This is a genomic window from Enterobacter cloacae complex sp. 372C4 (assembly GCF_050030615.1).
In the GTDB taxonomy this organism is placed as follows: Bacteria; Pseudomonadota; Gammaproteobacteria; order Enterobacterales; family Enterobacteriaceae; genus Enterobacter; species Enterobacter intestinihominis.
Map to the genome: position 1 here is coordinate 504,991 of NZ_JBLGUQ010000001.1, position 11,281 is coordinate 516,271.

The following is an 11,281-nucleotide window of genomic DNA, read 5'->3' on the forward strand; positions in this document are numbered from 1 at the left end:
ATATTGCGCTAAAACGGGAATGCGATTGCAGTGAAAAGCGGAACTCTTATCGTGAACAGGCAGTTTTAAGCGCTGCGATTTAACACGATATTTTCAGTATCGTTACCTGACGCTTCTCCCCAAACGAAAAAGCAGCGACTTTCAGTCAAAAGCCAGCAATCCCCTTTGAGAATTATGGTTTTTCCCCATTTGATAAATCTGATGGATAGCTGGTCATCTGGCCCTATGTTTTCTATCATAGATTTTTCCCGTTTTCCCAGGCCTGACCGTGCACGAAATCTTCAATATGCTCCTGGCGGTGTTCGACCGCGCGGCATTAATGCTGATCTGTCTCTTTTTCCTTATCCGCATCCGCTTGTTTCGCGAACTGTTGCATAAATCTGCCCACTCGCCAAAAGAGCTGCTGGCCGTTACGTTTATCTTTTCGATGTTTGCCCTGTTCAGCACCTGGTCCGGCGTGCCGGTAGAAGGCTCGCTGGTGAACGTGCGCATCATCGCCGTCATGTCTGGCGGGATCCTCTTTGGTCCCTGGGTCGGGATTATCACAGGCATTATCGCCGGCACCCATCGATACCTGATTGATATTGGCGGCGTGACGGCAGTCCCCTGCTTTATCACCAGCATTATTGCCGGGGTACTCTCCGGCTGGATTAACCGCAAAATCCCGAAAAAACAGCACTGGCGTGCGGGGATTATCGCGGGGATGGTCTGCGAAACGCTGACCATGATCCTGGTCGTCGTCTGGGCACCGACCACTGCGCTGGGGCTGGATATCGTCTCGAAGATCGGTATTCCGATGATCCTCGGGAGCGTCTGTATAGGCTTTATCGTGCTGCTGGTGCAAAGCGTGGAAGGCGAAAAAGAGGCCAGCGCCGCGCGTCAGGCGAAGCTGGCACTGGATATTGCCAACAAAACGCTGCCGCTTTTCCGACACGTTAACACCGAATCTTTACGTCAGGTTTGCGATATCATCCGCCGGGATATTCACGCCGATGCGGTCGCCATCACCAATATTGACCACGTGCTGGCCTATGTTGGCGTCGGTGAGCACAATTATCGCGACAGCGACGATACCATCAGCCCGACCACCAGACAGGCGATTAACTACGGAAAAATCATCATTAAAAACAATGATGAAGCCCACCGGACGCCAGAGATCCACTCAATGCTGGTGATCCCGCTGTGGGAAAAAGGCGTGGTCACGGGGACGCTGAAAATTTACTACTGCCATGCGCACCAAATCACCTCCTCGCTCCAGGAGATGGCGATTGGCCTGTCGCAGATCATCTCCACCCAACTCGAAGTTTCGCGTGCGGAGCAGTTGCGCGAGATGGCAAATAAGGCAGAGCTGCGTGCCCTGCAAAGCAAGATCAATCCCCATTTCCTGTTTAACGCGCTGAATGCTATCTCCTCTTCCATTCGTCTTAATCCGGATACCGCGCGGCAGCTGATTTTTAATCTGTCGCGCTATCTGCGCTACAACATTGAGTTAAAAGACGACGAGCAGATCGACATCAAAAAAGAGCTGTATCAAATCAAGGATTACATCGCGATTGAGCAGGCACGCTTTGGCGATAAGCTGACGGTCATTTACGATATTGATGAAGAGGTCAACTGCGTGATTCCAAGCCTGCTGATCCAGCCGCTGGTGGAAAACGCTATTGTTCACGGCATTCAGCCGTGTAAAGGAAAAGGCGTGGTCACGATTAGCGTGACGGAAAGCGGTAACCGCGTGCGAATCGCCGTGCGCGATACCGGACACGGCATCGATCCGAAAGTTATCGAGCGCGTCGAATCAAACGAAATGCCGGGAAATAAAATCGGGCTGCTGAACGTGCACCACCGGGTCAAGCTGCTGTACGGTGACGGGCTGCACATTCACCGCCTTGAGCCGGGCACCGAGATTGCTTTTTATGTTCCGAACGAACGAACGCCCGTTAATGCCCCCATATCCTTGTTGCCGTAGGCCGGAGTAACAGATGAAAGTCATCATCGTAGAAGATGAAATTCTGGCTCAGCAGGAGTTGAGCTGGCTTATCAAAACCCACAGCCAGATGGAGATTGTTGGCTGTTTTGAGGATGGCCTGGACGTGCTGAAATTTTTGCAGCATAACCGGGTCGACGCGATTTTTCTCGATATTAATATTCCGTCTCTGGACGGCGTTCTGCTGGCGCAAAATATCAATCAGTTCGCCCACAAGCCGTTTATTGTGTTTGTCACCGCGTGGAAAGAGCATGCCGTGGAAGCCTTCGAGCTGGAGGCGTTTGACTATATTCTCAAGCCGTATCAGGAGTCGCGTATTATCAGCATGCTGCATAAGCTGGAAGCCGCATGGCAGCAGCAGTCGCTGCCCGCCAGTGCCAATCCGGTAGCGCGGGAAAACGACACCATTAATCTGGTGAAGGACGAACGGATCATCGTCACGCCTGTCGACGATATTTACTATGCTGAAGCGCACGAAAAAATGACGTTTGTCTATACGCGGCGTGAGGCCTACGTAATGGCGATGAACATCACCGAATTTTGCAACAAACTCCCGGCAGCGCACTTCTTCCGCTGCCACCGCTCGTTCTGCGTCAACCTGAACAAGATCCGCGAGATCGAACCCTGGTTTAATAACACCTATATTTTGCGTCTGAAGGATCTGGATTTTCAGGTGCCGGTAAGCCGCAGCAGAGTGAAAGCGTTCCGCCAGCTCATGCACCTGTAGCGCGTTCCCTCTCCCGCAGGAGAGGGAGACGGATGTCAGAGGATCTGGCCAAGTACCTGACGCAGATGCGCCCCGGAGCCAAGCAAGCCCGGATTGTCGTGGACAATCAGGTAAACCGGAATGTCCTGCACGTAACTTTTGAAGCGGCCTTTGTCTTCAAAGCCACCACGGAAACCGGAGGCGGTAAAGAAATCGAGGAAGCGCGGCACGATCCCGCCCGCAATATAGACACCGCCAAAGGTGCCGAGATTCAGGGCCAGGTTGCCGCCGAAACGCCCCATAATGACGCAGAACAACGACAAAGCACGACGGCAGTCAATACAGCTGTCGGCCAGCGCGCGTTCGGTCACATCTTTAGGCTGCAGATTTTCCGGCAGACGTCCGTCTGATTTTACAATCGCCCGATACAGGTTCACCAGACCCGGGCCAGAAAGCACGCGCTCGGCCGACACGTGACCAATCTCGGCGCGTAGCTCCTCAAGAATAATGCCCTCTTCTTCGCTGTTCGGCGCAAAATCCACGTGACCGCCCTCACCCGGCAGGCTCACCCAGCGTTTGTCGACGTGGACCAGGTGCGCCACCCCCAGACCGGTTCCGGCGCCGTAAACAGCAATGGGTTTGCCTTCAACCGGGGCCGTACCGCCGAACTGAATCAGATGCTCAGGTTTAAGCATTGGGATAGCCATGGAAACCGCAGTGAAATCGTTGATAATTTCAAGGTGCGAGAAGCCGAGGTTTTTCCGCATTTCGGCAATTGAAAAGGCCCACGTGTGGTTGGTCATCGCCACCCAGTCGCCGGTGATCGGACAGGCGATGGCGATACAACCGTCTTCAACGCTCACTTTATGCTCTTCAAGATAGACGCGAACTACCGCTTCCAGGCTTGGGTAATCCAGCCCTGAATAGGTTTTCGCCTGAGAAATTTCACCGCTGTTTACATCGCACAGGGCAAGGCGCGCGTTGGTGCCGCCTACATCACCTACCAAAGCATACTTTGTCATTCTTCTACTGCTCCGCTAAAGTCAGAATAAATCTTTGGGACACTGTAAATTCAAGGCGTGATAACAACAACGACCAGAAGGTGACTGCCCATGGATTATCGATCTTCGTCACATAATAACTTTACCGTTTCAGCACCTTTTGCACTATTGCCACAATGCTGATTGTGCAAAGTAACGTTAAGCCGTTTTGTACAAGGAAATCATCATGCTCCATCCGCGAGCCAGAACCATGCTGTTATTGGCTGTCCCGGCGCTAATTATTGGCGTAGCGTCGAGCCTTGTGCTCATCGTCGTCATGAAAGTAGCGGCAGTGCTGCAAACGATTTTATGGACCGCGCTGCCGGTTAAACTTGGCATCAGCACTGACTCGCCAGGGTGGATCATGATGATGCTGACCCTGACCGGAATTGCCGTAGGTCTGGTGATCCGCTATAGCCCGGGCCATGCCGGGCCGGACCCGGCACTGGAACCCTTGATTGGTGCGCCAGTATCTCCCTCTGCTCTGCCGGGGCTTGTTATCGCGCTGATTATCGGTCTTGCGGGCGGCGTAAGCCTCGGGCCTGAACATCCCATTATGGCGGTTAATATCGCGCTGGCGGTCTTTCTGGGAGCGCGTCTTTTCCCGCGCGTTGGCGCGCTGGACTGGACGATTCTGGCTTCCGCCGGTACCATCGGGGCACTGTTTGGTACCCCAATAGCGGCTGCGCTCATCTTTTCGCAAACGCTCAGCAGCGACAATGATGTGCCGCTGTGGGATAAACTCTTTGCGCCACTGATGGCCGCAGCAGCAGGGGCCCTCACAACCAGCCTGTTTTTCCATCCCCATTTTTCACTCCCCATCCCCCACTATGGCCAGATGCAACTCACCGATATTGTCAGCGGTGCCGTCGTCGTCGCGATAGCCATTGCGCTGGGAATGATCGCAGTGTGGTGTCTTCCGCGCCTGCATCGTCTGATGCACAGGCTGAAGCATCCGGTGCTGATTCTGGGTATGGGCGGTTTTATTCTGGGCGTTTTAGGCGCTATCGGCGGGACGGTTACGCTGTTTAAGGGTCTGGACGAGATGCAGCAACTGGCCTTCAGCCAGGTCTTTAGCGTCTCCGATTATCTGCTGTTCGCGCTGGTAAAACTGGCGGCGCTGGTGATCGCTGCAGCCTGTGGTTTCCGGGGAGGTCGGATCTTCCCGGCGGTATTTGTTGGCGTCGCGCTGGGGCTGATGCTGCATGAGCACGTCGACGCTGTCCCTGCGGCGATTACCGTCTCCTGCTCCATTCTGGGGCTGGTACTGGTGGTAACGCGCGATGCATGGCTGAGTCTGTTTATGGCGGCCGTTGTGGTGCCGGATACCACGCTTCTGCCGCTCCTTTGTATCGTGATGTTGCCCGCCTGGCTCCTGCTGGCGGGCAAACCGATGTTGATGGCATGGCGAAACGACAGGTAATCAGGCGTTATTGCGCGCCTCCAGCGCTTTGGTCAGCGCGCTCAGCAGCGGCGGAATATCGGCTTTCGGCAGCATCACCTCGATCAGCGATAGTCGCTCGTGGTGTGCTACTTTATCCAGCACCTCCGCCAGTGTTTCCGCTTCGCTGACGCGCCAGCATTCTGCCTCTGGCGCCAGGCTCAGCGCCTGCGGGATCTGCGTCCAGTTCCAGAGGGCAATATCGTTATAGCGCTGCTCCGGCCCGTGGATGGCTCTCTCAACCGTGTATCCCTCATTGTTAAGCACCAGAATAATCGGGTGCTGCTTGTCGCGCAGCATCGAGCCCAGCTCCTGAATGGTCAACTGCGCGGCACCGTCACCCGTCAGGACAATCACGCGTCGGTTCGGACACGCTGTTTGCGCGCCAAACGCCGCCGCGAGCGTGTAGCCGATCGATCCCCAAAGCGGCTGGACGATAAAGTTCACGTCTGCCGGTAAACGCAGATCGATAGCGCCGAAAGCAGACGTCCCCTGGTCAGCCAGAATAATGTCTCCGGGGCGAATAAACGTTTGCAGGGTACGCCAGAAGCTCTCCTGAGTCAGCGCCCCTTCGATAGTGGGGAAAGAAGAGCTGCTGTGATCCGATGGCGCTCGCGTATCACGCACATGCGTTTTACACAGCGCTGTCAGCGTTTCAATGGCCTCCCTCATCGGGATACCCGTAAACCAGACGTCGCCGACGCGGGACGCGTGGGGCTGAACCTCTATCGTCTGATCTGGCGTCAGCTGGTGGGTAAACCCGGCTGTGAGCGTATCGGTAAAGCGCGTGCCAATGCACAGCACCGTATCAGCCCCCTCGATTGCCTCTTTGACCGCTGCGGCGCTCGCCGATCCGCTGTAGGTGCCATAAAAACCGCTCTGTCGTTCGTCAAAAATGCCCTTGCCCATCAGCATGGTGGCGTGTGCCATCGGCACCTCTTTCACCCACGTCTGAAGGGCCGCGCGCAAACCGTGGCGCAGCACCAGGAAGTCCGCTAACAGCGCGGTGCGTTTGCTCGTTGACAAATGCTTTTCGGCAGCCTCACGGAACGCTTGCATGCAGGCTGAATCGGCCGGTGCGGAGTTAAGAGTGAGAGCGCTTACAGGGGGCGTAGCGGCTTTTTTCGCCACATCGGCGGGCAGCATCAGGTAGCCCGGACGGCGCTCCCGCAGCATGGTGGTCAGGACTCTGTCAATTTCATAGCAGGCGTTTTGTTCGGTAAGCACCGCCTGTGCAACGGTGATGGGTTCGCTCATGTGGTAGAAATGGCGGAACTCGCCGTCGCCTAAGGTGTGGTGCAGTAACTCTCCTCGCTGCTGCGCCGCCATACCCGGAGCCCCCACAATATGGAGCACGGGGACATGTTCGGCAAAGCTGCCCGCCACACCGTTCATGGCGCTTAACTCCCCAACGCCGAAAGTCGTCAGGAGTGCAGCAAATCCCTTACAGCGGGCATAGCCGTCTGCGGCGTAAGACGCGTTCAGCTCGTTGGCACAGCCCACCCAGCAGATGTCCGGGCTGTCTATCACATGGTCGAGAAACTGCAGGTTATAGTCGCCCGGCACGCCAAACAGATGATCGGCACCGCAATCTGTTAGTCGGTCCAGCAGGTAATCGGCGACGCAATAGGGGGTACGCATATTATAGGTGTCCTTCTGACGTTGACCTCACTCTGAGTATTAAATAAGCGTGAAGGGTGTCCAGAATTGCCGACAATCAGGAGCTGGAAAGAATGCTTTACGAAAAAAGCTGAGCTATGCTCATTTTCTTCAGGTTAGTGTAAACGCATACACTGATTTTTCTTTCCAGCGCCAGAGGTCTCGCTCATGGGTTATCAACCTGACAAAAATCGTTACCAGACAATGCAATATCGCCGCTGTGGACAAAGCGGCCTCAAGTTTCCCGCCATCTCGCTGGGGCTTTGGCATAATTTTGGCGACGCGACGCTGCTCGAAAACAGCCGTCAACTTTTACAGCGCGCCTTCGATTTGGGTATTACACATTTTGACCTTGCCAATAATTACGGCCCACCTCCTGGTTCAGCCGAACGCAACTTCGGGCGCATCCTGCAGGAGGATTTCCTGCCCTGGCGCGATGAGCTAATCATCTCCACCAAAGCGGGCTACACCATGTGGGACGGGCCTTACGGCGACTGGGGCTCGCGTAAATATCTGATTTCCAGCCTGGACCAGAGCCTCAGGCGTATGGGGCTGGAGTACGTTGATATCTTCTATCATCACCGCCCCGATCCACAAACGCCGCTGCGTGAAACGATGAAAGCGCTTGACCATGTGGTGCGCCAGGGCAAAGCACTGTACATCGGCCTGTCCAACTACCCGGCGGAACTGGCGCGGCAGGCGATTGAAATACTGGAGGATCTGGGCACGTCCTGTCTAATCCACCAGCCGAAGTACTCCATGTTTGAACGTGCGCCTGAAGAGGGGTTGCTGGACGTGTTGCAGCAAAATGGGGTGGGATGTATCCCCTTCTCTCCCCTGGCGGGCGGACAGTTGACCGATCGCTATCTGAACGGCATCCCGGCAGATTCTCGCGCAGCAAGCGGCAGTAAGTTCCTTAATCCGGAACAGGTCACCGACAAAAAGCTGGAAAAGGTACGCAAGCTGAATACGCTGGCGGAAAAACGGGGGCAAAAGCTTTCGCAAATGGCACTGGCCTGGATCCTGCGCCACGATGCGGTGACATCCGTGCTCATCGGCGCAAGCAAAACCGGACAAATTGATGATGCTGCAGGCATGCTTGAAAATCGTCATTTCTCCGCAGAAGAGCTGAAGACGATAGAAGCGATCCTGTCCAGTTCAAATTAAAAACACTTTTAGCAAAAAGTGCTCTCGTTCATGATTTAGGAGTTGAGGCGATGAAACGAATGTTTACCAACTCGTAAAATTGCGTTAACAGGTCGCACAGCGGCCCCGATCGTGAAGGAGAAGAGTATGTTCAGGTCACTGATTCTTGCAGCGGTACTACTGGCTTCGGCCCCGCTGGTCGCCAATGCGGGCGAAATCACCCTGTTGCCATCGATTAAATTACAAATTGGCGATCGTGATGACTACGGCAGATACTGGGACGGTGGCTACTGGCGCGACCGTGACTACTGGCACCGACATTATGAGTGGCGTAAAAACCGCTGGTGGAAACACGATAACGGCTATCACCGTGGCTGGGATAAGCGTAAGGCCTACGAGCGCGGCTACCGCGAAGGCTGGAACGATCGTGACGACCGCCGCGGCGGCAGGGGTCACGGAAAAGGCAGAGGCCATGGTCACGGCCATCACCATTAACAGCTAAAAGGAGCCTCACGGCTCCTTTTTCTTTTACAGGCCTGCTGCTGTGCCTATCAGCAACCACATGTTTAACGCCACCACCACGACCACAATGGCCCACCCGGCGCGTTTCACCCACGTCGAATTCACCAGATCGCCCATCAGCGATTTGTTGCTGGTGAATATCAGTAGCGGCACCAGCGCCAGCGCAATACCGAAACTCAGCAGCACCTGACTCATCACCAGAATGCGGGTCGGATCCAGCCCCATCAGAATTACAATAAAGGAAGGCAGCATCGTTACCGAACGGCGAACCCACAGTGGAATATGGAAACGTACGAACCCCTGCATCACCACCTGCCCGGCCAGTGTCCCCACAACCGTAGAGGAAAGTCCCGCAGCAACCAGGCTTAAACCAAAAATAGTGGCAGCGGCATGGCTCAGCAACGGCTCCAGCGTCAGGTACGCCTGGTCGAGATCGGCAACCCCGGTATGCCCGTTAAAGTGAAACGCGGCGGCGGCAGTCGCCATCATCGCCAGATTCACAAATCCGGCAATGGTCATCGCAATTGCCACATCCCATTTCGAGGCGGAGTAGCGCTCTTTACTCGTCCCGCCGTGCAGATTTTGGGTTAAAGAAGAGTGCAGATAAATTACGTGCGGCATAATGGTCGCCCCCAGCACCCCGGCGGCCAGAAATACGGCTTCAGAGGTGGGTAACGACGGGATCACCATCCCTTTCGTCAACTGCACCAGATTCGGCTGGGAGAAAATCAGCTCAACAATATAGGCGGCAGCGACGAACAGCAGCAGGCCGCCGATGACTTTCTCCAGCGGTTTTTGTCCCCGCCTCTGGAGCATCAAAATAAGGAACGTGGCGATACCGGTCAGCACGGCGCCCTGTAGCAGGGAGACGCCCAGAATAAGCTTAAAGCCGATCGCCGCCCCGATAAACTCGGCGAGATCGGTGGCCATGGCGATAATTTCCGCCTGGACCCAGTAAAACCATACCGCCGGACGCGGATAGTGATCGCGGATTTGCTCCGCCAGGTTTTTCCCGGTGGCAATACCCAGCTTCGCGGAAAGCATCTGAATCAGCATCGCCATCAGGTTGGCCCACACCACAACCCACAGCAGCTTATAGCCGAAACTGGCCCCGGCCTGAATATTGGTCGCAAAATTACCCGGATCGATGTAGCCAATCGCGGCAATGAATGCAGGTCCCATTAATGCGAACCGCAGCTTGCGTGCCGCCCTGCCGCTGCTACTCTCTACGCGACTATTCGTCATTTCTGCCTCTGGAAATATAGCCTGTGCTATGTTTTATGCTATCAAAATGAGAATGATTATCAAGTTCATTTGTAATGGTTAACATGATTACTCTGATAGCCAGGGACAATGGACAGGCAGGTGGAGCAAGGTCACAGAATGTGAAAATGCGCAGACATTTGTGAAGCGTAGCACACAAACTTAATTTTTCACTCATTTACCTAACATAACAAAAATGTATTGTTGATCACTATTTTTGAGACTCGTCACAGGATGTAACTATAGTGTGGGCTTGATCTCGTTTTCTTTGTGCTTGTTACATAGAATGTGCACGGAAATTAAACCTGCCTCATATTTGGAGCAAATATGGACCGCGTCCTTCATTTTGTCCTGGCACTCGTTGTCGTTACTGCACTCGCATTGCTGGTCAGCACTGACCGCAAAAATATTCGTATTCGCTATGTTGTCCAGCTGCTGGTCATTGAAGTTTTACTTGCGTGGTTCTTCCTGAACTCCAACGTAGGCCTCGGCTTCGTGAAAGGCTTCTCCGAAATGTTCGAAAAACTGCTCGGATTTGCCAACGACGGGACTAACTTTGTCTTTGGCAACATGAACGATCAGGGTTTGGCCTTCTTCTTCCTGAAAGTGCTCTGCCCTATCGTCTTCATCTCTGCCCTGATCGGGATCCTCCAGCACATTCGTGTTCTGCCGGTAGTTATCCGTGCAATCGGCTTCCTGTTATCGAAAGTTAATGGCATGGGCAAGCTGGAATCCTTTAACGCAGTCAGCTCGCTGATCCTGGGTCAGTCTGAGAACTTCATTGCGTATAAAGATATCCTCGGCAAGATGTCCCGTAACCGCATGTACACCATGGCGGCGACAGCAATGTCTACCGTTTCCATGTCTATCGTGGGCGCGTATATGACTATGCTGGAACCTAAATACGTGGTTGCAGCGCTGGTTCTGAATATGTTCAGCACCTTTATTGTTCTTTCGCTGATTAACCCGTACCGCGTGGATGCCAGCGAAGAGAACATTCAGATGTCAAACCTGCACGAGGGACAGAGCTTCTTCGAAATGCTGGGTGAATACATTCTGGCGGGTTTCAAGGTTGCGATTATCGTTGCCGCGATGCTGATTGGCTTTATCGCACTGATCGCTGCGCTGAACGCCCTGTTTGCGGCCGTACTTGGTATTTCGTTCCAGGGTATTCTGGGCTATATCTTCTACCCGGTCGCCTGGGTAATGGGTGTGCCCGCTCACGAAGCGTTGCAGGTGGGCAGTATCATGGCAACGAAACTGGTATCCAATGAATTCGTGGCGATGATGGATCTTCAGAAGATTGCCAGCACGCTCTCCCCGCGTGCGGAAGGGATCCTGTCCGTCTTCCTGGTCTCCTTCGCGAACTTCTCTTCCATCGGTATTATCGCTGGTGCGATTAAAGGCCTGAACGAAGAGCAAGGTAACGTCGTTTCTCGCTTTGGCCTGAAGCTGGTTTACGGTTCAACGCTGGTGAGCGTCCTGTCTGCCTCTATCGCAGCATTGGTGCTGTAATCCAT

Annotated in this window: 9 protein-coding genes; 6 read left to right on the forward strand and 3 right to left on the reverse strand. The window is 54.3% G+C overall.

Translation table 11 applies throughout. The annotated features are described in order from the left end of the window. The first annotated feature begins 268 nt into the window (after positions 1-268). Complete coding sequence (locus ACQG11_RS02425) at positions 269-1,966, forward strand: sensor histidine kinase (protein ID WP_022648926.1); 1,698 nt, start codon at positions 269-271, stop codon at positions 1,964-1,966. Positions 1,967-1,979: 13 nt separating this feature from the next. Next, positions 1,980-2,711 carry a LytR/AlgR family response regulator transcription factor gene (locus ACQG11_RS02430; protein WP_023306659.1) on the forward strand — a complete coding sequence of 244 codons (732 nt, stop codon included), beginning with the start codon at positions 1,980-1,982 and terminating at the stop codon, positions 2,709-2,711. 35 nt (positions 2,712-2,746) lie between these two features. Here ACQG11_RS02430 and glk read toward each other — a convergent pair whose 3' ends face one another. After that, on the reverse strand, positions 2,747-3,712 hold the full coding sequence (gene glk, locus ACQG11_RS02435) for a glucokinase (protein ID WP_022648928.1): 966 nt from the start codon (positions 3,710-3,712) through the stop codon (positions 2,747-2,749). Positions 3,713-3,917: 205 nt separating this feature from the next. Between glk and ACQG11_RS02440 the strand changes: the two genes are divergently transcribed. Further along, positions 3,918-5,153, forward strand: coding sequence for an ion channel protein (locus ACQG11_RS02440; RefSeq protein WP_038416469.1), 1,236 nt, complete (start codon positions 3,918-3,920; stop codon positions 5,151-5,153). On the opposite strand, the gene ipdC is transcribed toward ACQG11_RS02440, so the two are convergent. Then, positions 5,154-6,812, reverse strand: coding sequence for an indolepyruvate decarboxylase (gene ipdC, locus ACQG11_RS02445; RefSeq protein WP_426728146.1), 1,659 nt, complete (start codon positions 6,810-6,812; stop codon positions 5,154-5,156). A gap of 186 nt (positions 6,813-6,998) precedes the next feature. Here ipdC and mgrA point away from each other — a divergent pair, with 186 nt between their 5' ends. Together mgrA and ypeC are read left to right on the forward strand one after the other, a co-directional pair. Further along, the gene (mgrA, locus tag ACQG11_RS02450; protein ID WP_426728147.1) at positions 6,999-7,997 is read left to right on the forward strand and encodes an L-glyceraldehyde 3-phosphate reductase; all 999 of its coding nucleotides are present in this window, start codon (positions 6,999-7,001) and stop codon (positions 7,995-7,997) included. Positions 7,998-8,123: 126 nt separating this feature from the next. After that, positions 8,124-8,471, forward strand: a complete 348-nt coding sequence (ypeC, locus tag ACQG11_RS02455; protein WP_022648932.1) for a DUF2502 domain-containing protein YpeC — start codon at positions 8,124-8,126, stop codon at positions 8,469-8,471. 33 nt (positions 8,472-8,504) lie between these two features. Here ypeC and ACQG11_RS02460 read toward each other — a convergent pair whose 3' ends face one another. Beyond that, the gene (locus tag ACQG11_RS02460; RefSeq protein WP_023300656.1) at positions 8,505-9,743 is read right to left on the reverse strand and encodes an Nramp family divalent metal transporter; all 1,239 of its coding nucleotides are present in this window, start codon (positions 9,741-9,743) and stop codon (positions 8,505-8,507) included. A 345-nt stretch (positions 9,744-10,088) separates the two neighbouring features. On the opposite strand from ACQG11_RS02460, the gene nupC reads away from it, so the two are divergent. Then, positions 10,089-11,276, forward strand: coding sequence for a nucleoside permease NupC (gene nupC / locus ACQG11_RS02465; protein ID WP_022648934.1), 1,188 nt, complete (start codon positions 10,089-10,091; stop codon positions 11,274-11,276). Positions 11,277-11,281 lie beyond the last annotated feature (5 nt).

What these genes read in the sequence shown, in the direction of transcription:
- ACQG11_RS02430 (WP_023306659.1), top strand. Translation starts at nt 1,980, where the DNA reads ATGAAAGTCATCATCGTAGAAGATGAAATTCTGGCTCAGCAGGAGTTG.
- glk (WP_022648928.1), bottom strand. Translation starts at nt 3,712, where the DNA reads ATGACAAAGTATGCTTTGGTAGGTGATGTAGGCGGCACCAACGCGCGC.
- ACQG11_RS02440 (WP_038416469.1), top strand. Translation starts at nt 3,918, where the DNA reads ATGCTCCATCCGCGAGCCAGAACCATGCTGTTATTGGCTGTCCCGGCG.
- ipdC (WP_426728146.1), bottom strand. Translation starts at nt 6,812, where the DNA reads ATGCGTACCCCCTATTGCGTCGCCGATTACCTGCTGGACCGACTAACA.
- mgrA (WP_426728147.1), top strand. Translation starts at nt 6,999, where the DNA reads ATGGGTTATCAACCTGACAAAAATCGTTACCAGACAATGCAATATCGC.
- ypeC (WP_022648932.1), top strand. Translation starts at nt 8,124, where the DNA reads ATGTTCAGGTCACTGATTCTTGCAGCGGTACTACTGGCTTCGGCCCCG.
- ACQG11_RS02460 (WP_023300656.1), bottom strand. Translation starts at nt 9,743, where the DNA reads ATGACGAATAGTCGCGTAGAGAGTAGCAGCGGCAGGGCGGCACGCAAG.
- nupC (WP_022648934.1), top strand. Translation starts at nt 10,089, where the DNA reads ATGGACCGCGTCCTTCATTTTGTCCTGGCACTCGTTGTCGTTACTGCA.